We start from the raw sequence: 24,493 nt of genomic DNA, 5'->3' as shown, positions 1-24,493 counted from the left end.
GTTGCGTGGCAACTATTAGTTCCAATATTCCAAGTTCTACGTTTAAGCCACCGGTGACCGTGGCTTTAACCGGTGCTTCCGGCGCACAATATGGCTTACGGTTAATCGATGTGCTGGTAGAGGCGGGTCACGAAGTCTGGGTAATGATCTCTAAAGCGGCGCACATGGTGATCGCCACGGAAACAGAGATTTCGTTACCTGCGCAACCGGCGCGTTTAGTTGAGGCGCTAAGCCAGCGCAGCGGTGCCGAGCCCGGCCAAATCCGCTGTTTCGGTCGTGAAGACTGGATGGCGCCTGTGGCATCAGGTTCAGGAGCGCCTTCAGCAATGGTGGTGTGCCCTTGTTCTACGGGGACGCTCTCTGCTGTGGCCACCGGTGCAAGTAATAACTTAATTGAGCGTGCGGCCGATGTCGCTATTAAAGAGCGCCGAACCTTAGTGATGGTGCCACGCGAAAGCCCTTTTTCTCCGATCCACTTAGAGCATATGCTGGCGCTTAGCCGCCTGGGAGTGGTGATCCTGCCTGCCGCGCCTGGCTTTTATCATCAACCAAACACCATTGAAGATCTTATCGACTTTATTGTTGCCCGAATACTTAACCAGCTGGGTATTACTCACCGTCTGATGCCGCGATGGGGAGAAGCGCACCAGACATCCAGCGATACACAACATAAGGATTTGTAACGGTGATGTCCTGGGCCATGTTGTCTGTGTTTGTGCCAACCTTTTTATTTGTTTCGCTTACGCCAGGCATGTGTATGACCCTTGCCATGGTGCTGGGCATGACCCAGGGCGTTAAGCGTACGCTTTGGATGATGGTGGGGGAGTTAATCGGCGTTGGCTTTGTGGCAGCCGCTGCTGGGGCTGGTGTGGCAGCGTTGATGCTTCGCCAGCCCGAGCTGTTTACTGCCTTTAAATGGGCGGGCGGTGCCTATCTTGCCTATTTGGGGATTATGATGTGGCGCTCTCGGGGGCGCATGGCGATTCCTAGTGAACTGGATGCGGGCCCCGCTGCAGGGCGCTGGCAGCTGGCCATGCAAGGGCTTGTCACCGCGGTTGCAAACCCTAAAGGTTGGGCGTTTTTTATGGTGTTGCTGCCACCGTTTTTAGATAGCAGCCGCCCCCTAGCGCCCCAGTTGAGTGTGCTAATCGCAGTGATTCTTAGTATTGAGTTTGCCAGCATGCTGGTTTACGCAACAGGCGGGAAAACGCTGCGAAAAGTGTTGGGTAAAAGCGGCAATGTGCGGTTACTTAACCGCATTGCGGGGACGCTGATGTTGGGGGTAGGCGCTTGGTTAGCACTGGGTTAATAAGCTGGCAAGTAGATGATGCGCAAAGTGACTAACATGAGCGATGCGCTGCCGAGCAATAACCATGGACAGGGCGGCAAGGGCGCTCGGTAACGCCGCTGCCAGCTCAGCCGAACCAGAGCGCATACGACTAGGCCAAGCAGCGCGCCCCCAATCAAATCACTTAACCAGTGTACGTCTATTATTAAGCGAGATAGTGCCATCGCGGTTGCCAGAATAATGGCTAACCAATACACCCAAACGTGCTGTCTACGTGGTAATCCCGCCACTAAGAAAGCGGCAGCAAGGCCGATTACCACTACCGATGTAGAAGTATGAGCGCTGGGGTATGCGAAAGAGCCGGTAAGGTGATCAGGGGTAAAGGGCCGTTCACGTCCAAAAATAGCCTTACCTAGGGTGTTGAGCAGGGCAATGCCACTGACGGCGGCGCCCCAGTGATAAAAGGCATCCCAGCGCTTGTGCACTAAAAGCCATAGCCCCCAGGGCGTAAGGATGGCGGCAATGCCGAGCGTATCGCCAATGTCCGCTAGCACGCTACTTGAGGTAACCAAAAAATCATTACTAAGCCAGTTAAAAAGCCGCTGGGCCTGGAGGTCCATGAGCAAGGGGCCGTCATGCTGCATAACCAGTAAGGTCCAGGCTGAAACGCTGGCTAGCGCCACTACAAGCAGCAGGAGCGATGCGAGGGGTACCTCACCGGATCGGCTCATCGAAAGCCATGGCCTGCGCATGAAAGGAATGCGGCGAATAATTTTTGCAATGGCCAAGTACGCCCAGCCGTGGCGGCCCACCTGTGCTCTTCCCCATGAAAATATGACTGCCAGTACCACCACGCTGGCGGCCATCATTATTGCGGCAGCTTCCACATTAGGCGGTAAGTCAAGCCGCTGCTGCCAGGTACGGCCTAATAAATAGCCCGGCAACACATAAGCTGGCGCCCATAGCGTTGCGGATGCAATATTGGCCCACAAAAACGTGCGAGCAGGCATGCGCATCATACCTGCAATTAACGGAATGATAGGACGAACCGGCCCTACAAAGCGGCCAATAAATACCGAGTAGATCCCGTAGCGTTCAAAGAAGCGTGCACCACGACCTAACCATTCAGGATGATGTACCAGCGGCCAGCGCTGAGTCACCTGCTCACGGTGATGGTAGCCCAGCTTATAGCTAATACCATCGCCTAGTACGGCACCAATGAACGCAGCGCCGACAAGCCAGGGCAAGCCAATGGACTGGTGCCCGGCGACCGAAGCGGCAGCAGTGATCAATACCACCCCAGGTACCAACAAACCTACCAGCGCCAAAGATTCGACCAGTGCGATGAGAAAGACCAGTGCCAGCAACATGGTGGGCGACATTGAAATCGCAAAGAGTGAATCAGCCAGAGACACAGAGAGCTCCATACATAAAAGGTTAGGCGTCAACTAATGCCTGTGCTCGCACTTCCAAGCGCTGTATATAACGTTCAAAGCTCTCGCCCTGGCACGGTAAACACGCGCTAATACGCGTATCTAAATGTCCTGTTTCCACAAGCACGCAGCGTGATAATGCTCGCTGAAGCCGCTCACGGACTAATAAGGCACCGCTTTCGCTCGTGTCTGGAAGCACCAGCCAAAAGGTAGCGTTGCCTGCTCGCCCTAGCAAATCATGGTCGCGACAGCGGCTATTCACCTCGCTGCAGAGCGTGCCTAGGAGTGCCAGCTGGGCGCGCTGCCCGAATTGCTCTTCTGCCATATCCAGCTGTGGTAAATGGAGTACCAGGACGGCCAGACGTTTGTTAAGCATCGCTGCGCGCTGATATTCGTTGTGTAGGCGCTCTTTTAGGGTGTCGATATGGTAAGCGTTGCAGTCGCTGTCGTTAGGATCTGTTGCTCTGAGCAGTGCCCGCCTGCGGGCATGCTCCCAAGGGGGGAGTGCTGAGAGTAAGATAAGAGCGGAATAGCCCAGCACAACGGAGGGGGTGATGTCATTTGCGCTTGGTAGAAGCCACCAAATCGGCGAACAAACCACGTTTAAAAAAAGTGCGCCCCATAGTGGCAACAGTAAAAAAGAGGCGGCAATCGGCAAGCCCAGCCAAATAAGCGGTGTGCTGGGTTGATAGTACATGGCGGCTAAAACCACAACGTAAGTGCTCGCGAGTAAAATGATGCGCGGTATGACGGGGGCTAGATCCTGGCTGTAATGCATCAGCAGTGCGGTGAGAAGCAGCAGGGTAACAAACATGGGAATTAACAGGTCACGATAGTCGCCCATGGCATATAGCCACAAGGTATAAGCCGCCATCATGCAAACGCTACCACTATAGGCCAGTGTCATTAACCGCCCTGATAACTGCTGCTCTGTCATGGCGTGCTCCCAAGCGTCTGTGCAGGCAACGTATGCAGCGTTTCTAGGGTCAGCGTTGAAAGCTCCACATCCATCAGCGGTGAGTGATGGTAGAGCAGCTTCTCAGGTAAAGCGCTGCAAATCAGCTCTCGACGTTGCGCTCCCTCCTTTGGCGAGCGAGACAGCAGTAATAAAACTAATGTCGTGCCATTTAGCCGATATACGTTTTCAAAGTCATAAGTGAGTTCGCAGAGTTTTTGTGCTGAGGCCCAGAGCTGGTGACGCTTAACGTGTATAACGATTATTTCAGCGTAAATTGCCTCACGTTCAGAGCGTATTTGCTCTCGGGCGAGGTCGCGCAGTAGTTGCTCGCCCGCCCACAAGTTAAGCCCCGGTATGAGTCGCAAGCGTTGCTGAATTGCACCGTTTATATCAATCAGTTGGCGTGTTCGCGAGACGGCTAATAGCCCCAAAATCGTGAGTGACGATAGAAGCAATAACCATTCTGGCCTGCTGAGAAAGGGAGCGATCATGATCCAGCTGAACAGGGCAGCGCTGGCATTGAACGCAATAGCTATAGGCTTCTGTGGAAGCATGCAAACCGCTGCAAAAACCCATATCAACATACTGTGGCGTTCAGGCGCAGCGGCAACTAAGCAAAGTAGCAAGCCGCCAGCCAGCATTTGCCAGGGCAACCCCCTGGCTCGTCGGTGGCTAAAATCCAGCAGCAGTGCGGTAATGAAAAGCCATCCGACCGAGAGCCAAAGTACCAGCGCGGCAAGCGGTGGAGCAGCAGGTGTCCAGAGTGCCAGCACCACAGCGGCAGCGAATAAGTTAGCTCTCAGTAGGCGTATTTTGTACTTGCTTTGCATGGTGGCTTACTATTCACCCTTAATAACGGAGGCTTATTCACAGTGTTGAAGTGCTGTTTGATAACGCTGCCGTGTCAAAATTAAGATCTCATACCCCAGTATAACGTCCAAATGGCGTAAGATACCGTTAAGCATTTAGTGCCACGGGCACCATAGCTTTTATACAACCATGACACATAGTATTTGCTGACAACCATCCTACTTGTTATGTCACTACTCAGGGAGACAATATGAGCGGTTCTACCACGTTCCAGGATCAAGCCCAACGCCACTTGGCTGCTGGGGATGTGCCCGCTTATATGCAGGCGCTTGGGCAGGGTGCTCGGGCAGCTGCGGTCGAACTGCGCCGCGCGGACACTGGCTTGAAAAACCGCGCTCTTGAGGCAATGGCAACACGCCTAGCAGCCTCTAGAGCAGTGCTCTTAGAAGCTAATGCGCTCGATATGCAGCGTGGTCAGCAGAATGGTTTAGACCTTGCACTGCTGGATCGCCTAGCGCTCACCGATAGCCGAATAGAGGCAATGATTGAAGGGCTGCGCCAGGTGGCCGGGCTACCTGATCCTGTAGGTGAAATCGACGAGATGAATTATCGTCCCAGTGGCATTCAAGTAGGCAAGATGCGCGTGCCGCTTGGTGTAGTGGGTATCATTTATGAATCGCGTCCTAACGTCACCCTTGAAGCGGCGAGCCTTTGCTTAAAATCCGGCAATGCCTGCTTACTCCGTGGTGGTTCAGAAGCCAGTGCCTCCAACGCTGCTATTAGCCACTGTATTCAGCAAGGCTTAGCGGATGTGGGTCTGTCTGCGGGGGCTGTTCAGGTGGTGGCGACCACCGACCGCGCTGCGGTAGGCGCGATGATCAGTATGCCTGAATATGTCGATGTGATTATTCCTCGCGGTGGTAAGTCGTTGATTGAGCGTATTTCCCGCGAGGCGAAGGTGCCTGTTATCAAACACCTAGACGGTGTTTGTCATGTATATATCGACACAACGGCTGACCCAGCCAAAGCATTGGCTATTGCCGTTAACGCCAAGACCCATCGCTATGGAACGTGCAACACCATGGAAACCTTGTTGGTGGATGCACCGATTGCCGATATCGTGTTGCCAGAGCTAGCGCGCGCCTACGCTCAGTATGAGGTAGAGCTTCGGGGCTGTGAGCGCACTCGGTCGCTGCTTCCGCAAGCGCTTGAGGCGACAGAGGAGGACTGGTATGCAGAGTACTTAGCGCCAGTGCTAGCCATCAAGGTGGTGGAGGGTATGGATGAGGCGATTAGGCATATTGAAAAGTACGGGTCTCACCATACCGATGCCATTGTTACCCAGGATTACTCCCTTGCTCGCCGTTTTATGGCAGAAGTGGACTCCAGCTCGGTGATTGTTAATGCCTCTACGCGTTTTGCAGACGGCTTTGAGTACGGGTTAGGAGCAGAAATTGGCATATCCACCGACAAGCTACACGCGAGAGGGCCCGTCGGGCTGCAAGGGCTGACGACGCAAAAGTACATCGTGTTCGGGGATGGTCAGGTTCGGCAATGAGTCGCGCATCGTTGAAGGTCGGGATGCTGGGTGGAACCTTTGACCCCGTCCATCTGGGGCATTTACGCAGTGCGGTCGAGGTTCGTGAGGCGTTGGGGCTGGATTGGCTGCATATGATCCCCGCGCCACAGCCTCCTCTGCGGGATACGCCGCAGGTGTCGCCCGAACAGCGCTTAGCGTTACTTAAGAAAGGTATAGCCGATACGCCAGGCATTATTGCTGATGGCCGCGAGCTGCGTCGGGAGGGGCCTTCCTACAGCGTTGATACACTCGCTGAGTTGCGCACGGAGTATGGCGAAGCAGTGCCGCTAGTCATGATTATCGGCTTTGATGCATTTTTAAGGCTGACACAATGGCGCAGGGTAGACGATATATTCTCCTTAGCGCACCTTGTGGTGATCGCCCGTCCAGGCTATCAAGCCCCTTGGCCTTCAGCGCTAAAGGAACTGGTGGGTAATCGTGTAGTCGATAAGGTGTCAACGCTTATGCAACGCCCTTGCGGCGCTTTGTTATCTTTGTCGCTTCCCTCGATGATGGCAATTTCTGCGACATATATAAGAGAGCGCCTAAGAGCAGGGGAAAGCGTGCGTTATCTGCTTCCGGAAGCAGTAGAGCAGAGTATTTTGCAACAGGGGTTTTATCAAACGCACGAATAGCGCTGGCAGTCATCAAAGAAGCCGTTACAATGGCCCGCTTAACGGCGGCAGAGTGATACTGGCTTTAAAGCACAGCTTACAGCCGTTTTTATTTCTAACCTTACTACTTAACCTTATTCTCACAAGGGGTTGCCTTCAGGAGCCATGCACATCGATACACTGAAAACCCTAGCGATTGACGCGCTAGAAGAGCTAAAAGCACGCGATATTACCCAGCTGGATGTTTCTAAGCTGACCGAAGTCACCGATCTGATGGTGATTGCCAGCGGAACCTCAACACGTCACGTCTCCGCGCTTGCCCAAAATGTTGTTGAAAAAGCCAAAGCGTCCGGCCTTAAGCCCCGCGGTGTAGAAGGTGGCGATAACTCGGATTGGGTGCTGGTTGATTTGGGCGACATCGTGGTTCATATCATGCTGCCCGAAGCGCGCGCACTGTATGACCTTGAGCGCCTGTGGGCAGACTTGCCGAACGACACTGGTGCGATTGGCGAGTCACTCAAACGCTTAGAAGAGCGGGTCACTATGCCATGAGAATACGGCTGTTAGCGGTGGGAACGAAAATGCCTGGATGGGTAGAAGAAGGCGTTGAAACCTACCGCAAACGGTTGCCTCGTGACTTCAGTTTAGAAATTGAAGAGATCCCCCTGGGGCAACGGGGCAAAAATGCCGATATCGCCAAAGCGCGTGCCCAAGAAGCTCAGCGTATCCGTGAAAAGCTACGTGGTGATGAGTATGTCGTGGCGTTAGAGGTTAAAGGCAAAACGTGGAGTACCGAGCAGCTGGCCCAAGAGGCCGATGCCTGGCGCATGACGGGGCGCGATGTTGTACTTCTTGTGGGGGGGCCTGATGGTTTAGAGCCTTCGCTTTCTGCGTTGGCGGATAAGTCTTGGTCGCTTTCTGCGCTTACGCTACCGCATCCGCTGGTACGTATCATGCTCGCCGAGCAGTTGTACCGTGCGTGGACACTATTAATTGGTCATCCCTATCATCGCTAGGCGTGCGAAAACCGGGCCACTACTATGGCTGCCGTTGCGTCGTTTGTTAGATTTGAGAGTCATCTGTTGCCATGCCACAGCGCCTTGATACGCTAAAAAACTCCGAGCAAGAGCTGCGTATTTTCCGTGTGAGGGCGCTGCTTGCCGTACTGGTTGTCATTGTGTTGACCAGTCTGCTTACGGGGCGCCTTGCCTATTTGCAGATTACTCAGCATGACCTTTATAGCACTCGCTCAGAAAAAAACCGCGTGCGTGTTGAGCCGTTGCCGCCCACCCGAGGGCTTATCTATGACCGTAACGGAACCCTACTTGCTGAAAATCGCCCCACCTACAACCTGACACTTGTGCGTGAGCGTGTCGACGATTTAGACGACACGCTAGCGCTGCTAGTGGAACTTCTAGAGTTACCCGAAGAGGAAATCGACGCGTTTAATGTTCGCTCGCGCCAGCGCCAGCGACCGTTCCAGCCAGCGCTCTTAATGAGTGATTTAAGTGAGCAGCAAATTGCTCGCTTAGCGGTAAACCGTCACCGGTTACCCGGTGTTGAAGTAGAAGCTCAGCTACTGCGTTACTACCCCGATGCAGAGGTGATGGCGCATGCGTTAGGGTATGTGGGGCGCATTAACGCTGATGAAATGCAGTCCTTGGATACCGGTCGGTATGCCGGTACACACTTTATTGGTAAAACCGGTGTAGAGCGGTTCTATGAAGATCAGCTCCACGGCCAGGCGGGGTTACGCAAAGTAGAAACCAATGCCCGCGGTCGAGTGTTAAGGGAGCTTGGGCGCACCGATCCTGTTCCCGGTGAAAACCTGACTCTCACATTGGACAAGTCGCTGCAGATGTTGGCCTACGAACTAATGGATGGGCGACGTGGCTCGATTGTGGCGGTGGTGCCGGATACCGGGGAAATTCTGGCGATGGTATCAACGCCTGGTTTTGATAGTAATCAGTTCGTGACCGGTATTGATGTTCCCTCGTATCGGGCGCTGCAAGAAGATCTTGATTTGCCATTATTTAATCGCGCTATTCGCGGGCACTATCCGCCTGGCTCCACCATCAAGCCATTCCTTGCTCTCGCGGGCTTAGTGGAGGGAGCGATTACTCCTGACAGCACGATCAGTGATCCGGGATTTTATCAATTACCCAATGATACTCGGCGCTACCGCAACTGGCTGCGCTGGGGGCATGGGCGGGTTGATATGGAACGCTCGATCGCTGTTTCCAACAACACGTATTACTACTCGCTGGCACATGACTTGGGTATCGACAAGCTACATGAGCAGATGAGCAACTTCGGCTTTGGGCAGCGGGTTGCCCATGACGTGCAAGGCGAAAGCACGGGGTTGATGCCGTCGCGCGACTGGAAACGTGCCCGTTTTAACCAGCCTTGGTATCCGGGGGAAACACTGTCGGTGGGTATTGGTCAGGGATACTGGCAGGTGACCCCCCTGCAATTAGCTAGCGCAACGGCTGTCTTGGCGAATCGGGGGCAGTGGGTAAAGCCCCGCCTAGCTCTGGAAGTGGGGGAGCAGCCGTTACCTCGTGACCTTCCGGATGCGCTGCCAAATATTGAACTTGATAACGACACCTGGTGGAACCGAGTCTTTAGCGGTATGGAAAAAGTGCTGACCGGTAGTGAAGGCACTGCTCGGCGCACTGGGGTGGGTCTTGATTACCGGATGGGAGGTAAGTCGGGAACTGCGCAGGTGTTTTCGCTGGGCCAAGATCAGCGTTACAACGCAGAGGAGCTGGAAGAGCGTCTACGTGACCACGCGCTTTTTATGGCCTTTGCGCCGCTTGAAGACCCACAAATTGCGGTATCAGTGATTGTAGAAAATGCTGGCGGGGGCAGTACCCACGCGGCCCACCTAGCACGCGCAATGACCGATGCCTGGCTACTACAAGAGAGCGCTCCGGAAGTGGATGAAGTGCGTGAAGTACTAGAAGAGGATACGGCCAGGGTGGAGGGCAACTAATGGCAGTCTGGGAAATGCTCTCTCGTTCTTTTCGCCGCTATCCTGTTCGGCCTCCTAGTAGCGGAATTGCGCGACGCAAAAGTATCTGGGAGCGCATTCATCTCGACCCTTGGTTGATAGGTATGCTGCTGGTGCTCATGGTGGCGGGGTTGTTTGTTCTCTACAGTGCGTCGGGTCAGCGTATTGAAGCTGTCATCGCTCAAGCGGTCCGATTCGGCATTGCTCTGGCCGGTATGGTGATTATTGCGCAGTTCTCACCCTCAACGTTTTTACGCTGGGCGCCGTTTGTTTACGGGGTGGGGCTAATCATGCTGGTCGCAGTGGAGGTGGTTGGCGATGTGGGGATGGGGGCTAAGCGGTGGTTGGTCATTCCTGGGGTTATCCGCTTTCAACCGTCCGAAATGATGAAGCTCGCTGTGCCGTTGATGGTGGCCGCGTACCTGAATCGCTGCCAGCTACCGCCCCGCCTACGTGATATTGCGGTGTGCGCTATCATTATTGGGGTGCCTGTCGTGCTAACGGCTATTCAGCCTGATTTGGGCACCTCGTTACTCGTCGCCAGTGCGGCGATTATTGTAGTGCTGTTGGCAGGTCTTTCTTGGCGGTTGATTGGCGTTATTGGGGCGCTTATGGCGGCTGGGCTGCCGCTGTTATGGATGAATATGCATAACTATCAGCGCCAACGGGTGCTGACGTTTCTCGACCCAGAAAGTGATCCGTTAGGTTCAGGCTGGAATATTATTCAGTCCACCACGGCGATTGGCAGCGGTGGACTATGGGGGAAAGGCTGGCTGGATGGCACTCAGTCTCAGCTAGAGTTTCTACCTGAGCGGCATACGGACTTTATTATTGCGGTGTTGGGCGAAGAGTTTGGTCTTGTGGGGATGTTATTGCTGTTAGCGCTCTATGTCATGATAGTGGGGCGAGGTTTGTGGCTAGCCACTGCTTCTCAGGATACCTTTGGTCGGCTGGTGGCGGGCAGCATTATCCTGACGTTTTTCATTTATGTTTTCGTTAATGTCGGTATGGTCAGCGGGATTCTGCCAGTGGTTGGTGTGCCGCTCCCCTTAGTGAGTTTCGGCGGCACCTCAAGCGTGACCTTATTGGCTGGGTTCGGTATTCTCATGTCGATTCATGCGCATCGTCGCTTATTGCCGCGCTGAGGGTTGCAGCATGATGGTTTTCACAGGAGTGGTGAGTTAATGAACAGGGCCCGAAACAACGCAGGTAGTTACTTGATGGCTGTCGTAATGGCATGCTCGATCCCTGCCGTATGGGCTGAGGAGCAGGCGCATTTTAACCCGCAAAATCATGAGCGTACTCAGCAATTGGTTGATGAATTGATGGCTGAAGGGTTACCAGAGGCCTGGCTAACCGATACCTTCAATCAGGCGCATTATAGCCAGGGCGTGCTAGATGCTATGGAGGGGGCAGCTGAGCGTCGCTTAAGTTGGCATGAGTACCGCGCCATATTCATGACCGAGCAGCGCATTGAAGAGGGCGCAGCTTTTGTACAAGAGCATGCGGATACGCTCGCCCGTGCTGAAGAGGTTTATGGCGTCCCTCGAGAGGTCATTGCTGCCATTATTGGTGTGGAAACCTATTATGGACGCCATAAAGGCCGCCATCGGGTGCTCGATTCGCTGGCTACACTGGCATTTCATCATCCGGTGCGTGGCGATTTCTTCCGCGGTGAGCTGGCTGCCTTTTTACAGATTGCTCACGAGCAGCGTGTTGAACCGACATCGCTTTACGGCTCCTATGCCGGGGCGATGGGCTATCCGCAATTTATTCCTACCAGTTATCAAGCTTATGCCGTTGATTTTGACGGTGACGGTATTCGCGATTTATGGGAAAACCCTGTCGATGCGATAGGCAGCGTGGCCAATTATTTTGCTGAGCATGGTTGGCAACGTGATAGTGCTATTTATCACCCTGCGAGCGGGCCAACGGCACCACCAGAGGGGCTGACATTTAATCAAACACGTTCACCGACAGTAACCGTGGCAGAGGTAACAAGCGCGGGTATTGAGCCTGGGGTCGATCTTGAACCAACGCTTCCGGTCGTTCCGTTGGTGTTAGAACTTGCCGACGGCAGCAACCTCTACCGGTTGGGGGAGTATAATTTCTACGTTATTACTCGATACAATCATAGCCATCTCTACGCGATGGCCGTGGCAGAGTTATCCGACGCTATCGAGCAGCAGGTTGAGGATCAAGGATGAATAAAGTGTTGGCAGATGCCCGAGGCGTGGCTGGTGCTGTCGCTATTGTAGCCCTAATAAGTGGCTGTGCTAGCCAAGAAGCCCAACGTGCCAGTGTCGATACCCCTCTTAGCGCAAATGCGTCAGCGTCGGGCAGTGCGAGTAGTTCAAGTAATGCGGGCAGCAGTGGTGGGCGTTACGCAATGACCGGCGATGCTTACCCTCTTGAGCCACCGGATGTCAGTAAAGTGCCGGATGCGCAACCGCGTATTGAGCCTTTGTCGCGGGCAGGTAATCGGCCAACCTATGAAGTGTGGGGGGAAACCTACAGTGTGTTGCCTGATTCAAAAGGCTACACTCGGCAGGGAACCGCTTCTTGGTATGGCGAGAAATTCCATGGTTATGCAACGTCCAACGGCGAGATTTATGACATGTATAAAATGTCGGCGGCTCACCGTTCCTTGCCTTTGCCAACCTTTGCCCGAGTCACCAGTTTGAATAATGGTGAGTCGGTGATTGTCCGGGTTAATGATCGCGGGCCATTCCATAGCGATCGTGAAATCGACCTTTCCTATGCCGCGGCGGCACGTTTAGGGTTCCTGGATGATGGCACAGGTCCGGTTCGCGTCGAAGCCATTGACCCTGCCCAGTGGCTTGCAGAGCGAGGAAGTGGCGCGCCCGCAGCCAGCTCGGCAACGGTGCAAGCAGCCACAGTCGCAGCTACATCAGATGACTCCCAGCGGCTCTCTTCTGCTCAGCCCCAAGCATCTGGAGAATCTGTGCCGGGCAATGCGGTCTATCTTCAGATTGCTGCGCTAGGAAGTGCTGAGGGAGCCGAGCAGCTACAGCGTCGATTGCAGGGGGAGCTTTCGCACTCGGTACGCGTAATGAGTGATGCGGATGTTCATCGCGTGCAAGTAGGGCCGGTGATCCCTGCCCAAGAGGCGCAAGCGCGTGAAGCATTACGCCATGCGGGGTTTCCGCAAGTGTTTGTTGTTAAATAAGTCGCCTTTTTATTGAACCTAAATAACGTGCTCAGTCGCGTTACTTTCTATGTAGTGAGAAGTTAGTCATGAATATAGTAATGTCGTTTCGTCGTTCAGCGCAGCTCTGCTTATTTGCGGCAATGACGGTAGTAGCGCTACCTGCTTTGGCCCAACCGGTTCCTCAGCCGCAGACGATTATTCCTGCTGCGCCCCAGCTAGCGGCGAGTTCCTGGATATTGATGGATGCCCACAGCGGCCGGGTGCTTGCCGAGCATAATGCAGACGAACGGTTGCCGCCGGCGAGTCTTACTAAACTAATGACGGCTTACCTGGTCGAGCGTGAACTGGATCGAGGCACTATTAGCCTGACCGACATGGTGAATATTAGCGAGAGGGCATGGCGCACCGGTGGCTCTAAAATGTTTATTGAGGTAGGTGATCGCGTATCAGTCGATGATCTACTGCATGGCATCATTATTGTCTCTGGTAACGATGCCAGTGTGGCTATGGCCGAACACTTGGCCGGTGGCGAGGCGCCCTTTGCAGATTTGATGAACCAGCATGCCACGCGGTTAGGCATGCATAATACGAACTTTCAAAATGCCACTGGGCTGCCGGGTGATAATCACTACTCAAGTGCACGCGATATGGCACTGCTTTCACAATATATTATTAACGATTATCCCGAGCACTATGAGATCTATTCCCAGCGGACATTCTCCTTTAGTGGCATCGACCAGCCAAACCGTAACCGATTGCTATGGCGCGATCCGACAGTGGATGGCTTGAAAACCGGTTGGACAACAGAGGCTGGTTACGGCTTGGTAGCCTCAGCCAAGCGTGATGACATGCGTCTGGTATCCGTTGTGATGGGCACTAATTCAGAAGAGGCGCGTGCCCAAGAGACGCAGAAACTGCTCAGCTACGGCTTTCGCTTTTATGAAACCATGAAGCTTTATGAGCGTGGCGCTGTTCTTGCAACGCCGCGGGTATGGGGAGGCGACGTCAACGAACTACGCGTAGGGGTTAATGAAGAAGTTTTCATGACACTGCCGCGTAACCGCAATGAAGAGCTGCGTGCGCGCCTTAACCTTAAGCAGGATCTTCAAGCGCCTGTTTCCGTGGGCGATGAGGTAGGTACCTTAGAAGTGTATCTTGGCGAAGAAGTGGTGGGTGAGCGTCAACTAATTGCCCTGGAAAATGTTGAAGAGGGTGGGCTGTTTAAGCGGTTGTTTGATCAAGTTAGACGCTTTTTCAGTGGGTTGGTTAGTAATTTCACCAGCTAATACTGTTTGATTTCAACTGGTAAACGGCACAAACGTTAGAGAGCTGGAGAGCGGGTGTGATGAACTCCGTGTAGGTGCCCGCTCTGTTATTTGGTAATTGAAGGTAAATTATGAAACAGGACGCGAAAAAAGGGCTTCGTGATTTGCGGCAGCCAGCCGCTAGCTCGCCCCCGAAAATTACCTTTCCTTGTGATTACTCGTTAAAAGTGGTCGGCGATGCTGCTGAAGACTTTGCCGCATGTGTCTGCCAAGTCGTACATAGGCATGCCCCCGGTTTTGATGAAAGTATCATCCAGGTAGTAGATAGCCGCAACGGGCGTTTTCAGTCGGTGCGCATAGTGATCGAAGCAACTGGCGAACAGCAGCTTAGCCAGTTATTTGATGATTTAAAAGCCACTGGCCGTGTGCATATGGTGGTATAGCAATGAAAGCGCCCATCCAGCTGCACCGCCTTGGCCGCAGTGCTTACTTGCCCGTATGGGAATCGATGCGTGCGCTCACCGACACGCGCAGCGAAGCAACGGCCGATCAGTTTTGGCTTGTTGAACACGACTCCGTTTTTACCCAGGGCCAGGCAGGGAAGCCTGAGCACTTGTTAATGACGGGCGACATACCGGTGGTGCAGACGGACCGAGGTGGCCAAGTGACTTACCACGGCCCTGGTCAGGTAGTGCTCTATCCACTGTTAGATATTCGACGGGACAAGATTGGTGTCCGTGATTTGGTTACCGCTCTTGAAAGCGCAGTGATTGCCGTACTGAGCGAGTATGGGGTGAGTGCGCGTGCCCGGCCAGATGCTCCCGGTGTGTATGTAGAGACTGCGGCAGGGGAGGCAAAGATCGCGTCGCTAGGATTGCGCATTAGGCGCGGGGCGAGTTACCACGGCGTCGCGCTTAACGTAGACGCAGATTTATCTCCTTTTGCACGTATCAACCCCTGCGGCTATGCCGGCATGCCGGTAACCCGCCTAGCAGATCTGGTTGCTATCAAGCCTGACAATCAAAAGGTGGGGGAGCAGTTAGCGTTTGCGTTGGCGGCAGAGCTAAAGCGTGATCTTGTTAATATCGAATGATGGTAGCCCCGTTACATGCCGATTTCAGCAGAGGGGGTGCCGCTGTAAATAGAGGATATAACCTCTTTTCTACAGCGGCATTGGCTTGATTAGCCTACGTTTAATGCGGGGATGCGACTGGTGTTAGTTTCTTGGCCTGGCACAGCGGCAGGTGAGGCTAGGCCAAGGTTGTTTTTCTCAAATACGCGGTCAGCGCGATAGCTAGAACGCACCAAAGGCCCAGAAGGAACTTCCATGAAGCCCTTTTCTAGGCCAAGTTCACGGTAGCGATCAAACTCTTCTGGGGTTACCCAGCGCTCTACGGCCAAGTGGTTTTTGGTAGGGCGCAAATATTGGCCGAGTGTTACGATATCGACGCCAATCTCACGCAAGTCATCGAAGGTTTGTAATATCTCTTCGTCAGTCTCGCCTAAGCCAAGCATCAAGCTGGTTTTGGTAATGATATCGGGACGATGCTGCTTGGCATGAGCCAGAACATCCAACGTTTTGCGATAGCCCGCGCGAGGGTCACGTACTTTTTGGGTTAGGCGCTCAACCGTTTCAACATTCTGCGCAAATACCTCAAGTCCAGAATCGACTACCCGTTCAATGGCATCTTTTTGCCCATCAAAGTCGGGCGTTAGTGCTTCTACTACTACCTCGGGCGTGCGTGCCTTAATAGCCCGAATGCAGTTGGCATAATGCGTCGCGCCACCGTCGTCTAAATCATCGCGATCGACGGAAGTGAGGACGATATAGCGAAGCCCCATCAACTCAACGGACTTAGCGGTATTTTCCGGTTCTTCTGTGTCCAGCCAGCCTTTCGGGTTGCCCGTGTCAACCGCACAAAAGCGGCACGCGCGGGTACATACTGAACCCATCAACATAATGGTAGCGGTGCCGTTGCTCCAGCACTCACCCATATTGGGGCAATGGGATTCGGCACATACGGTGCTGAGACGATGCGTAGCAACATTTTTCTTAACGGCTTCAAAACGCTCGCCACCAGGGATCTGAGCGCGTAACCACTTAGGCTTACGCTCAAGAGACGGGGCATCCACCTGCGCTTTGCGCTGCTTCATGCCATCCTTGATGACCGACATGCCGTGCTCATTGCGGAATTTTTCACCGCTTGGCACGCGCTGTGAGGGGTTATTGCTCATAGAAAAGAGCCTCTCTACTGTGCGGCAGGGCAGCATCACGCTTGCGTTAGCACTAACCCAGCCCTGGGTACGCTAAATCATACGTAGGTAGTAGGGTAATGTAACATATCTCGTAGAGAACAAGACACTCTTGGCACGTGCTAGACGCTGCCTATACAGGCAGCATAGGCAAGCATGAAACACCGTGACTAGGCAGCGGGCTTGAAGGCGTTTGAAAGTAGCGCCGATACTCATCGAGATGTTCTCGAGTAAAACGTAAAAAGAGCTCGGCAACGGGCGTCGGGAAGTGGTCGCGGCGGTGAACGGCGCACCAAGAGCGACGGATAGGAAAGCTGGGCAGTGCCAACGATGCGAGTAAGCCCTGCTCCAGCTCAAGCTGAACGGCTAAGCGAGGGAGTACGGCAATGCCCAAGTGGGCCATGACGCCTTGTTTAATCGCTTCATTGCTTCCTAGCTCTATCCGATGGGGTAGCCCTACTTCTTGATCAGCTGCCAGCTGTTCAAATGCATTGCGTACGCCCGATCCCGGCTCGCGCATTAAAACGTAGTGGCGGGCAAAGTCCGCGAGAGAGGGTGCCGAGGAGTGAAGTAGCGGGTGATCGGGCCATACCACAGCGATCAGTTCATTATCTAAAAGAGGCATAACTACTAAATCGTCGTCATCAGGCACCATCGCCATAATCACCACGTCATCTTTCTGCTGCGCAAGCCTCTCAAGTGCTTGGCTGCGATTACATACCTTCAACCGGATTCGCACATCAGGGTAGCGTGCTCGAAAGCGAGCAAGCAAAAACGGGACAACATATTGGGCTGACGAAACCGCCGTGATGTTAAGTTCGCCGCTAATTTTGCCGTTGATGTCTGAGAGGTTCATCTGCAGTCGTGACAGCTGACCAATGATTTCCCGCGTGGAAAGTGCCAACGTGTCTGCTGCGGGCAGTACGTGTAATGTTTTACCCGCGTATTTAAACAGCGGCTGACCGACTGCCTGCTCAAGCTGACGAATCTGGGCGCTAACGGCGGGTTGGGTAAGGCCGAGCTGCTCAGCCGCACGGGAATAAGAGCGCTGGCGATGCACTTCCTGAAATACTTGGAGTTGACGAAAGGTCAGGCGGTTTAGCAGCGTAGGGGACGACATAAAACAACCTCTCGGTAACACCCTCCAGCGGTCATGGACGCTGTGACAATAAGTTGCTCAGTAACTCTATTATTGTGCAGTCGCTACCGTGTGCTTAGCTATGCGTGGCAGCTATAAAGAGTGCAGTAGAAAGCGCTTATGAAAGCATTTTTTAATGAAACTGGGCTTTCTAAACACTGTGCTAATTAGGTGATGCTACCACTGAAGCAGTCAGCCGTCTTTAGCGCTTTGTTGAGTGACTAGATTGTCGTGTGAATAGATGAAGGGAGGCATCGACGTCAAGCGAAGAGTAGCCTAAACTATATTGCATTGCAGCATCATTGCTTCGGGATTGATGCCCCGCATCAATCCAATGGGAGGATCCATGAACTTTCTCGCTAATCCTTTATTACCTGGTCAGCAGCTCAGTAACGCTTGGCTAGGAGCAACGAATGATTTAACAGCGCTACCCGGCGGGGAAGCCCTTGCTAGCGTCATTGATCCTTTTGGGTTTGGGCGTGCCGCCATGTCGTACTGGCGCGACAGTGTTGAGCGCAACATTCTCTATTGGGATACGATGCGCGAACGCGGCAATCAATACCTGGAACATATGGAACAGACCAAGCCCAATGTGCTTGGTTTTGATACCGAGGTATTGCTCGATGGGCGTACGCTGCCCCAGCCAACGAACTACGAACTTTTGCGTGTTCTTCCCCCTGCCAATACACAAATTGACCCCCAGAAGCGGCCTTTTGTTGTGGTTGACCCACGCGCTGGGCATGGCCCTGGCATCGGTGGCTTCAAGCCGGATAGTGAGCTTGGGGTCGCCTTAAAGGCTGGCCATCCCTGTTATTTTATTGGGTTTTTACCTTTCCCTGAGCCTGGGCAAACCGTTGAAGACGTGGTCGAAGCAGAAGTTGCCTTCCTGCGTCACGTTATTGCGTTGCACCCTGATACGGTTGAAAAGCCGATGGTGGTAGGCAATTGTCAGGCGGGATGGCAGATTATGATGGCCGCTGCGTTAGAGCCCGACGTCTTTGGCCCCATTTTAATAGCCGGCGCGCCGCTTTCGTACTGGGCGGGCGAGCATGGTAAGGCGCCTATGCGTTATACCGGCGGCATGACAGGGGGAAGCTGGATTACGGCGTTAACCAGTGATTTAGGTAACGGCCTCTTTGATGGCGCTTGGTTGGTGCAAAATTTTGAGCGGCTCAACCCGGCCAATACGTATTGGAAAAAACAGTTCCACCTCTATTCCAATATCGATACCGAAAAAGAGCGGTATCTGGAGTTTGAACGCTGGTGGGGCGGCCACGTGGTTTTGGGTGGCGAAGAAATTCAGTACATCGTGGATAACCTCTTCGTTGGAAATCGCCTATCCACAGCGCAACTCGTCACTCGTGATGGGCGTCGTATTGATTTGCGCAACGTACGCTCTCCGGTCGTCGTGTTTTGTTCACGCGGCGATGACATTACGCCGCCTCCTCAAGCGCTTGGCTGGATTCGTGATCTATACGAAGGTGAAGACGATATCATCGCTAACGAACAGACCATTGTGTACTGCCTTCATGATACAACTGGGCACCTTGGAATCTTCGTTTCTGGCAGTGTCTCTCGTAAGGAGCACTCAGAGTTTACGGCGAACATGGATTACATCGATGTAATGCCGCCAGGGCTTTACGAAACGACGGTGTCTCATGCCAGTGAGCGCGATGACGCTGAGCTGATCGAGCGGGATTATCTACTAGAGTTCACTTCGCGTAACTTTGAAGAGCTAGATCGTGACGTGATGCATAAGCCAGAGGATGATCGGCGTTTCGCAACCGTTGCCCGCATTTCCGAGATAAATCTAGGTTTTTACCGTCTCTTTGTGCAGCCTTGGTTACGTGCGGTAATGACACCGGAAGCGGCGCGCTGGACTCGTCGCATGCATCCGATTCGTCTAGGTTACAAACTGCTTTCTGATCGCAATCCATTAACCGTGCCGTTGCCGGTTATGGCAGAAACCGTACGCCGCCATCGTCAAGAGATCGGTCAGGATAACCTCTTTAAAGCCCTGGAGACGATGGCCTCTGACCAAATTACAGCGGGGCTCAATGCCTGGCGCGATCTGCGTGACAGCTCGACTGAACGCCTATTCATGGACATTTATGGTCAGCCTTTGCTGCAAGCGGCGGTTGGCTTGCATGGCGATGCGCATGTGCATCGCCGTCGTCCCGGCGCAGAGCCTGAACATCGCCGCTTTCTTGAGAACCGCAAAAACGAGCTGCGTGAAAAGTTCTCTCATGGCGGTGCCCATGAGGCTTCAATGCGCTCAATTATTTATGTGCTAGGCGGCGCGCCAGCCACGGATGAGCGTAACTTTAAACGGCTACGCGCTTCTCGCGCCGAGCTTGAGCCGACCACTTCTCTTTGCGATTTCAAACGCTTGGTGCGTGAGCAGTTCTTTATCCTCAAAATGGATCGGGAGCAGGCGCTTAATACGTTGCCTGACCTTCTTAAGGGTCAGAATAATGAGGAAATCGATAGTCAAATTGAGCACTTAGAGCACGTGTTTGCAGCTAGTGGCGAATTGTCAGAGCATGCCGCTGAGCGCTTCGATCAGGTAAAAGCCCTGTTTGATAAAGCGCGTCCAGCAAAGCCCAAACCTGCTGCGACTAAACAGTCGGCTACTCCAACGCCTGTTAAAAAAGCATCAGCAGCGCAGGTGCCTGAGAAGCCTGCTCAAAAAGAAGAGCTGAAAGTGGCTAGCAATAGCGATGAAGATGTCTCTGAATCCGCTGTTAAAACCAGCGAGGAGCACGCCACTGTAACGCCGGCAGCCGACGATGCGCCTTCTTTAGCTGACAATAAGCAGGAGGCAACGCCGCCAGAAAAGACCAGCGAGGGAGAAAAGCCAAAGCTCGCCTCAGTCTCGCGACGTAAAACACCCCGTAAGCGTTAAAAAAAGGGCCTGATCACGCCTTGCGCCCCTGCTCATAAGCAGGGGCGTTTTGTTTGTTTGTATCTATTTGGGTTGCCGTCTACGTAGTGGCAGTCTAGTGTCTAGCTACTTTGTGGTAAAAAATTTATGGGCAACAGCATCGCCCTCGTCACGTTCAGTGTGGTGTCCTACGCCTGGGTTGCCACTAGCGCTTAGAGAAGTGCTGGGGTAGGGTAGGCGCATTTTTCACGCAGTCGCTAATGTTAATTGATGCGGCGCCGTATTCAGAGCATGGGCTGGATAGCCTAAGCAATAGGAAAATGGAGCACTATGGGCAAGTCACTGGTCATCGTCGAATCGCCAGCGAAAGCGAAGACGATAAATAAGTACCTCGGCAACGATTTCATCGTCAAGTCGAGCGTGGGTCACATACGTGATCTACCGACCAGCGGCTCAGGTAAGGCAGCCTCCGACCCGAAGGAGCGCGCTCGCCAGGCCGCGGCAACACGTAAGATGTCCGTGGAGGAGAAGGCTGAGTATAAGAAGCGCAAGGCCCACGACCAGTTGATCCGGCGCATGGGCATTGACCCTGATAACGGTTGGGAGGCTCACTATGAAGTGCTTCCCGGCAAAGAAAAGGTAGTTGCTGAGCTTAAAAAGCTCGCTGAGAAAGCCGATGCCGTGTATCTCGCAACGGATTTGGATCGCGAAGGGGAGGCGATTGCGTGGCACCTTCGTGAGACGATTGGCGGCGATGACAGCCGCTACAAGCGCGTGGTGTTTAACGAAATTACCAAGAACGCTATCCAAGATGCCTTTAAGGCGCCTGGGATGCTCAATATTCCACGTGTCGAAGCCCAGCAGGCGCGCCGCTTTCTCGACCGTGTGGTAGGTTTTATGCTCTCGCCGCTGCTGTGGGCCAAAATTGCCCGTGGTCTTTCAGCCGGTCGTGTACAGTCGGTGGCGGTGCGTCTCATTGTCGAGCGCGAGCGAGAGATTCGTGCATTTATTCCCGAAGAGTTTTGGGATGTCCACGCGGATCTCGTTTCCCCTGAGGGTGAGTTGGTTCGTTTTGCGCTGGCTCGTCAGGATGGCAAACCGTTCCGGCCCACCTCCGAAAAAGAGACAATGGATCGCATTGCCCAGCTGCGCAAAGCCAAGCTGTCCATTACCTCTCGGGAAGATAAGCCGACCAGCTCGAAGCCCACGGCACCGTTCATTACCTCAACGCTTCAGCAAGCAGCCAGCGGCCGGTTAGGGTTTTCGGTTAAAAAGACCATGACCATGGCCCAACGTCTCTATGAGGCAGGCTACATAACCTATATGCGTACTGACTCTACGAATCTGTCGAAAGATGCAGTGGAGAGCGTGCGTTCGTTTATTGGTGAGGAGTACGGAGCGCGTTATTTGCCCGAGGCGCCTAACCGCTACAGCAGCAAAGAGAGTGCCCAGGAAGCCCACGAGGCGATCCGTCCCTCTAGCGTTGAGCGCAAGGCAACGGATCTCTCCGGTATGGAGCGAGACGCAGAACGCCTTTACGAGCTTATTTGGCGGCAATTCGTGGCGTGTCAAATGACACCTGCCGAATACCTTTCCAGTACGTTGAGTGTGGAAGTCGACGGTTACGACCTGCGCGCCAAAGGGCGAGTCCTTAAGTTTGACGGCTATACCCGGGTCATGAGGCCAAGCGGTAAAAATGAAGATCAAAGCCTGCCAGACTTACCCAAAGGGACGCCGATGGGTCTTGAATCGCTTGATCCCCAGCAGCATTTTACTAAGCCTGCTCCGCGTTATACGGAAGCAAGTTTGGTAAAAGAGTTGGAGAAACAGGGGATTGGCCGACCATCTACCTATGCGTCTATTATTTCGACGATTCAGGATCGTGGTTATGTAAAGCTGGAAAGCCGTCGTTTTTATGCTGAAAAGCTGGGCGATATCGTGACCGAGCGCTTAAAAGAGTCTTTCCCTGACCTTATGGACTACTCCTTCACGGCGCGCATGGAAGATAGCCTAGATGAAGTGGCTGAAGGGGAGCGTAACTGGCAAGCGCTGCTAGATGCCTTTTATGAAGAGTTCCGCGGAGAGTTGAGCAAGGCTGAAAGTGAAGACGGTATGCGTCCCAACCAGCCGGTACCGACCGATATCGACTGCCCGAGCTGTGGCCGTAAAATGCAGATTCGTACTGCATCAACAGGCGTGTTCCTCGGTTGCAGTGGCTATAACTTGCCACCTAAAGAGCGCTGTAAAACGACGATTGACCTGATTCCAGGTGAAGAAGCCGTGGCTGAAGATGCCGGTGAGGAAGCAGAAACGAATGCTTTGCGTGCCAAACATCGCTGCGCGAAGTGCGGTACGGCCATGGACAGCTACCTGATTGATGAAACGCGTAAGCTGCATATTTGTGGTAACAGCCCCGATTGTGATGGGTATGACATCGAAGCGGGTAAGTTCAAAATCAAAGGTTACGATGGGCCCGTCATTGAATGTGATAAGTGCGGCTCTGAAATGCAGCTTAAGTCTGGTCGTTTTGGTAAATATTTTGGCTGTACCAATAGTGAGTGTAAAAATACCCGTAAGCTGTTGAAAAGTGGTGAGGTGGCGCCGCCTAAGATGGACCCTATTCCTATGCCGGAACTGGCGTGTCAAAAGGTGGATGATCATTACGTACTGCGCGATGGTGCTAGCGGCTTGTTCTTGGCTGCCAGTAAGTTCCCAAAAAACCGCGAGACGCGGCCCCCTCTGGTCAAAGAGCTGAAGGCCCATGCCGACGAACTGCCAGAGAAGTATCACTTTATTTTGAAAGCGCCGAGTGAAGATCCGGACGGACGCCCAGCACAAATTCGTTTCTCGCGTAAGAATAAAGAGCAGTTTGTCATGACCGACGAAGAGGGTAAGGCGACCGGTTGGAAAGCAACCTATGAAGCCGGCAAATGGCATGTGGAGGATAAGCGTAAGTGAGCCCCCGTTCCCGTACCAATCAACTGCTGTATCAAGCCGAGCTGCTGGTGGGCTTGCCAGTAGGCGATGACGAGCACAGCCCAGCCCGCCAAATGGCCATCGAAGAGAGCGCGCTAGCGCTGTTCGAGCTGGCGCTGGGGTCACTGCTCAAAGAGGTGACCGAGCACGCACGGCTAACGAACCACGAGTGGCGCGCGCTGCTTGCCAGCGATGGCCTCGATGTGGCCGAGCTTCAGCGCCTGCGTGACGCCATGCATCAGCCCGAACACTGGCTTCATTGGCTGGTTGGGCAGCTTGATAGGCTGCACAGCGACGAAGGGGCTGCGCGCCGTACCGTGCACAACCCTGCCATGATTGCCGTTGGCAGCCAGCGTTCGCTGGCGGAGCAGCTGTTGGAGAACCTAACAGCCGCCAAACAAGAGATCGCTTCGCTGCGTGAGACGAGCGAGGAGTGGTAGGCGATCCGCTCGTCGCTGGCATGGGGTCGACTGAATCGGCGCTATTCACTAGCAGTTGAAATGCGCCGATTTGCCCCCAGGTTGTTTAAACAACAAAAGAGGAGATATGGATGCGCTATAACCAAGTCAAGGATCTCATCGAGTGGGCGGCAGGCTACCATGCGCGAATGGCGCGCCAGTACACAGAGGCTGCTGAACAGACGGAGAATCAACGTCTCGCGATGGCGCTATCCTACCTCGCTTCTAGCGAGTTAAAAATGAAGACCGGGTTGGAAGCGCTTTTCCACGATGGTAATGATCAGCGTGAAGTGTTAGAGCTATGGTTTGATGAATCCGGCGACTTTCCCCAACCTCCTTTATTAGAAGCACTGGCTGAACGCTCGATAGCAGGTTCGGTGGATGAAATAATGGTAACTGCAGTCGAGTCCCATCGTAATTTGCAAGCTCTTTATGAACATCGCGCTTCACGCTCTAAAATAGAGCCTGAAGAAGAGTTCTTTGAGGCATTAGCAGCAGGGCATAATGCTGAAGCACGCAAGTTAGTGACCAGCATGCAGGAGTTTGAAGATCTTTAACCAGCGTTTAAAATGAGTTGATGATGCTCGCCATGATGGAAAAATGGTTTTTGTGCAGTGAAATCGCTGACAGTGGCAGCGTTTATAAGGTATAA

Annotated in this window: 22 protein-coding genes; 17 read left to right on the top strand and 5 right to left on the bottom strand. The window is 53.5% G+C overall.

Annotated features, from left to right (window positions below):
• Positions 1 to 5: 5 nt before the first annotated feature.
• Complete coding sequence (locus LOS15_RS07845; protein WP_263069380.1) at positions 6 to 683, top strand: flavin prenyltransferase UbiX; 678 nt, start codon at positions 6 to 8, stop codon at positions 681 to 683.
• Between the two features lie 5 nt (positions 684 to 688).
• Complete coding sequence (locus LOS15_RS07840) at positions 689 to 1,309, top strand: LysE family translocator (RefSeq protein ID WP_263069379.1); 621 nt, start codon at positions 689 to 691, stop codon at positions 1,307 to 1,309.
• Here LOS15_RS07840 and LOS15_RS07835 read toward each other — a convergent pair.
• Genes LOS15_RS07835 through LOS15_RS07825 form a run of 3 tightly spaced genes read right to left on the bottom strand, consistent with a single transcriptional unit; the run spans position 1,306 to position 4,509 of the window.
• Positions 1,306 to 2,703 carry a bifunctional DedA family/phosphatase PAP2 family protein gene (locus tag LOS15_RS07835; protein WP_263069376.1) on the bottom strand — a complete coding sequence of 466 codons (1,398 nt, stop codon included), beginning with the start codon at positions 2,701 to 2,703 and terminating at the stop codon, positions 1,306 to 1,308. The genes LOS15_RS07840 and LOS15_RS07835 overlap by 4 nt on opposite strands.
• A 22-nt stretch (positions 2,704 to 2,725) precedes the next feature.
• Positions 2,726 to 3,658, bottom strand: coding sequence for a diguanylate cyclase domain-containing protein (locus tag LOS15_RS07830; protein WP_263069374.1), 933 nt, complete (start codon positions 3,656 to 3,658; stop codon positions 2,726 to 2,728).
• Positions 3,655 to 4,509: a hypothetical protein gene (locus tag LOS15_RS07825; protein WP_263069372.1), complete on the bottom strand. Its 855-nt coding sequence runs from the start codon at positions 4,507 to 4,509 to the stop codon at positions 3,655 to 3,657. Before LOS15_RS07825 ends, LOS15_RS07830 begins: the two co-directional genes overlap by 4 nt.
• Positions 4,510 to 4,739: 230 nt before the next feature.
• Between LOS15_RS07825 and LOS15_RS07820 the strand changes: the two genes are divergently transcribed.
• The 11 genes from LOS15_RS07820 (at position 4,740) to lipB (ending at position 15,225) form a co-directional block, all read left to right on the top strand.
• A complete protein-coding gene (locus tag LOS15_RS07820) occupies positions 4,740 to 6,047 on the top strand; it encodes a glutamate-5-semialdehyde dehydrogenase (protein WP_263069370.1) in 1,308 nt (435 codons plus the stop codon).
• Positions 6,044 to 6,703, top strand: coding sequence for a nicotinate-nucleotide adenylyltransferase (gene nadD / locus LOS15_RS07815; protein WP_263069369.1), 660 nt, complete (start codon positions 6,044 to 6,046; stop codon positions 6,701 to 6,703). Before LOS15_RS07820 ends, nadD begins: the two co-directional genes overlap by 4 nt.
• A gap of 144 nt (positions 6,704 to 6,847) precedes the next feature.
• The gene (gene rsfS, locus LOS15_RS07810) at positions 6,848 to 7,234 is read left to right on the top strand and encodes a ribosome silencing factor (RefSeq protein ID WP_263069367.1); all 387 of its coding nucleotides are present in this window, start codon (positions 6,848 to 6,850) and stop codon (positions 7,232 to 7,234) included.
• On the top strand, positions 7,231 to 7,698 hold the full coding sequence (gene rlmH, locus LOS15_RS07805) for a 23S rRNA (pseudouridine(1915)-N(3))-methyltransferase RlmH (RefSeq protein ID WP_263069365.1): 468 nt from the start codon (positions 7,231 to 7,233) through the stop codon (positions 7,696 to 7,698). The genes rsfS and rlmH overlap by 4 nt, the downstream gene beginning before the upstream one ends.
• 71 nt (positions 7,699 to 7,769) lie before the next feature.
• Positions 7,770 to 9,677, top strand: coding sequence for a penicillin-binding protein 2 (gene mrdA, locus LOS15_RS07800; RefSeq protein ID WP_263069363.1), 1,908 nt, complete (start codon positions 7,770 to 7,772; stop codon positions 9,675 to 9,677).
• Complete coding sequence (gene rodA, locus LOS15_RS07795; protein WP_263069361.1) at positions 9,677 to 10,840, top strand: rod shape-determining protein RodA; 1,164 nt, start codon at positions 9,677 to 9,679, stop codon at positions 10,838 to 10,840. The genes mrdA and rodA overlap by 1 nt, the downstream gene beginning before the upstream one ends.
• A 39-nt stretch (positions 10,841 to 10,879) precedes the next feature.
• Positions 10,880 to 11,902 carry a lytic murein transglycosylase B gene (gene mltB / locus LOS15_RS07790; RefSeq protein WP_263069360.1) on the top strand — a complete coding sequence of 341 codons (1,023 nt, stop codon included), beginning with the start codon at positions 10,880 to 10,882 and terminating at the stop codon, positions 11,900 to 11,902.
• Positions 11,899 to 12,885 (top strand): septal ring lytic transglycosylase RlpA family protein, encoded by a 987-nt coding sequence (locus tag LOS15_RS07785; RefSeq protein WP_263069358.1) that lies wholly within the window; start codon positions 11,899 to 11,901, stop codon positions 12,883 to 12,885. Before mltB ends, LOS15_RS07785 begins: the two co-directional genes overlap by 4 nt.
• Before the next feature lie 68 nt (positions 12,886 to 12,953).
• Positions 12,954 to 14,153 (top strand): D-alanyl-D-alanine carboxypeptidase family protein, encoded by a 1,200-nt coding sequence (locus LOS15_RS07780; RefSeq protein WP_263069357.1) that lies wholly within the window; start codon positions 12,954 to 12,956, stop codon positions 14,151 to 14,153.
• Positions 14,154 to 14,263: 110 nt separating this feature from the next.
• Positions 14,264 to 14,575 (top strand): YbeD family protein, encoded by a 312-nt coding sequence (locus LOS15_RS07775; RefSeq protein ID WP_263069356.1) that lies wholly within the window; start codon positions 14,264 to 14,266, stop codon positions 14,573 to 14,575.
• 2 nt (positions 14,576 to 14,577) lie between these two features.
• The gene (gene lipB / locus LOS15_RS07770) at positions 14,578 to 15,225 is read left to right on the top strand and encodes a lipoyl(octanoyl) transferase LipB (RefSeq protein ID WP_263069355.1); all 648 of its coding nucleotides are present in this window, start codon (positions 14,578 to 14,580) and stop codon (positions 15,223 to 15,225) included.
• A gap of 89 nt (positions 15,226 to 15,314) precedes the next feature.
• Here the strand turns inward: lipB and lipA are convergent, their stop codons facing one another.
• Both lipA and LOS15_RS07760 read right to left on the bottom strand, forming a co-directional pair.
• Positions 15,315 to 16,367: a lipoyl synthase gene (gene lipA, locus LOS15_RS07765; protein ID WP_263069353.1), complete on the bottom strand. Its 1,053-nt coding sequence runs from the start codon at positions 16,365 to 16,367 to the stop codon at positions 15,315 to 15,317.
• Positions 16,368 to 16,518: 151 nt separating this feature from the next.
• Complete coding sequence (locus tag LOS15_RS07760) at positions 16,519 to 17,505, bottom strand: LysR family transcriptional regulator (RefSeq protein ID WP_263069351.1); 987 nt, start codon at positions 17,503 to 17,505, stop codon at positions 16,519 to 16,521.
• A gap of 364 nt (positions 17,506 to 17,869) precedes the next feature.
• On the opposite strand from LOS15_RS07760, the gene LOS15_RS07755 reads away from it, so the two are divergent.
• The 4 genes from LOS15_RS07755 (at position 17,870) to LOS15_RS07740 (ending at position 24,398) form a co-directional block, all read left to right on the top strand.
• Complete coding sequence (locus tag LOS15_RS07755) at positions 17,870 to 20,428, top strand: DUF3141 domain-containing protein (RefSeq protein ID WP_263069350.1); 2,559 nt, start codon at positions 17,870 to 17,872, stop codon at positions 20,426 to 20,428.
• A 309-nt stretch (positions 20,429 to 20,737) separates the two neighbouring features.
• Positions 20,738 to 23,365, top strand: a complete 2,628-nt coding sequence (gene topA / locus LOS15_RS07750) for a type I DNA topoisomerase (RefSeq protein ID WP_263069348.1) — start codon at positions 20,738 to 20,740, stop codon at positions 23,363 to 23,365.
• Positions 23,362 to 23,823, top strand: a complete 462-nt coding sequence (locus LOS15_RS07745; protein WP_263069346.1) for a DUF6586 family protein — start codon at positions 23,362 to 23,364, stop codon at positions 23,821 to 23,823. Before topA ends, LOS15_RS07745 begins: the two co-directional genes overlap by 4 nt.
• Before the next feature lie 110 nt (positions 23,824 to 23,933).
• A complete protein-coding gene (locus tag LOS15_RS07740; protein ID WP_263069345.1) occupies positions 23,934 to 24,398 on the top strand; it encodes a 2-hydroxyacyl-CoA dehydratase in 465 nt (154 codons plus the stop codon).
• Positions 24,399 to 24,493: the final 95 nt, after the last annotated feature.

Source organism: Halomonas sp. 7T, from assembly GCF_025643255.1.
In the GTDB taxonomy this organism is placed as follows: Bacteria; Pseudomonadota; Gammaproteobacteria; order Pseudomonadales; family Halomonadaceae; genus Vreelandella.
This window is presented reverse-complemented; position numbering and strand designations above follow the sequence as displayed.

Coding starts and splice junctions, on each gene's coding strand:
- mrdA (WP_263069363.1), top strand. CDS start 7,770: ATGCCACAGCGCCTTGATACGCTAAAAAACTCCGAGCAAGAGCTGCGT.
- rsfS (WP_263069367.1), top strand. CDS start 6,848: ATGCACATCGATACACTGAAAACCCTAGCGATTGACGCGCTAGAAGAG.
- LOS15_RS07775 (WP_263069356.1), top strand. CDS start 14,264: ATGAAACAGGACGCGAAAAAAGGGCTTCGTGATTTGCGGCAGCCAGCC.
- lipA (WP_263069353.1), bottom strand. CDS start 16,367: ATGAGCAATAACCCCTCACAGCGCGTGCCAAGCGGTGAAAAATTCCGC.
- LOS15_RS07830 (WP_263069374.1), bottom strand. CDS start 3,658: ATGACAGAGCAGCAGTTATCAGGGCGGTTAATGACACTGGCCTATAGT.
- rodA (WP_263069361.1), top strand. CDS start 9,677: ATGGCAGTCTGGGAAATGCTCTCTCGTTCTTTTCGCCGCTATCCTGTT.
- LOS15_RS07760 (WP_263069351.1), bottom strand. CDS start 17,505: ATGTCGTCCCCTACGCTGCTAAACCGCCTGACCTTTCGTCAACTCCAA.
- LOS15_RS07755 (WP_263069350.1), top strand. CDS start 17,870: ATGAACTTTCTCGCTAATCCTTTATTACCTGGTCAGCAGCTCAGTAAC.
- rlmH (WP_263069365.1), top strand. CDS start 7,231: ATGAGAATACGGCTGTTAGCGGTGGGAACGAAAATGCCTGGATGGGTA.
- LOS15_RS07740 (WP_263069345.1), top strand. CDS start 23,934: ATGCGCTATAACCAAGTCAAGGATCTCATCGAGTGGGCGGCAGGCTAC.
- LOS15_RS07785 (WP_263069358.1), top strand. CDS start 11,899: ATGAATAAAGTGTTGGCAGATGCCCGAGGCGTGGCTGGTGCTGTCGCT.
- mltB (WP_263069360.1), top strand. CDS start 10,880: ATGAACAGGGCCCGAAACAACGCAGGTAGTTACTTGATGGCTGTCGTA.
- lipB (WP_263069355.1), top strand. CDS start 14,578: ATGAAAGCGCCCATCCAGCTGCACCGCCTTGGCCGCAGTGCTTACTTG.
- LOS15_RS07780 (WP_263069357.1), top strand. CDS start 12,954: ATGAATATAGTAATGTCGTTTCGTCGTTCAGCGCAGCTCTGCTTATTT.
- LOS15_RS07840 (WP_263069379.1), top strand. CDS start 689: ATGTCCTGGGCCATGTTGTCTGTGTTTGTGCCAACCTTTTTATTTGTT.
- nadD (WP_263069369.1), top strand. CDS start 6,044: ATGAGTCGCGCATCGTTGAAGGTCGGGATGCTGGGTGGAACCTTTGAC.
- topA (WP_263069348.1), top strand. CDS start 20,738: ATGGGCAAGTCACTGGTCATCGTCGAATCGCCAGCGAAAGCGAAGACG.
- LOS15_RS07820 (WP_263069370.1), top strand. CDS start 4,740: ATGAGCGGTTCTACCACGTTCCAGGATCAAGCCCAACGCCACTTGGCT.
- LOS15_RS07825 (WP_263069372.1), bottom strand. CDS start 4,509: ATGCAAAGCAAGTACAAAATACGCCTACTGAGAGCTAACTTATTCGCT.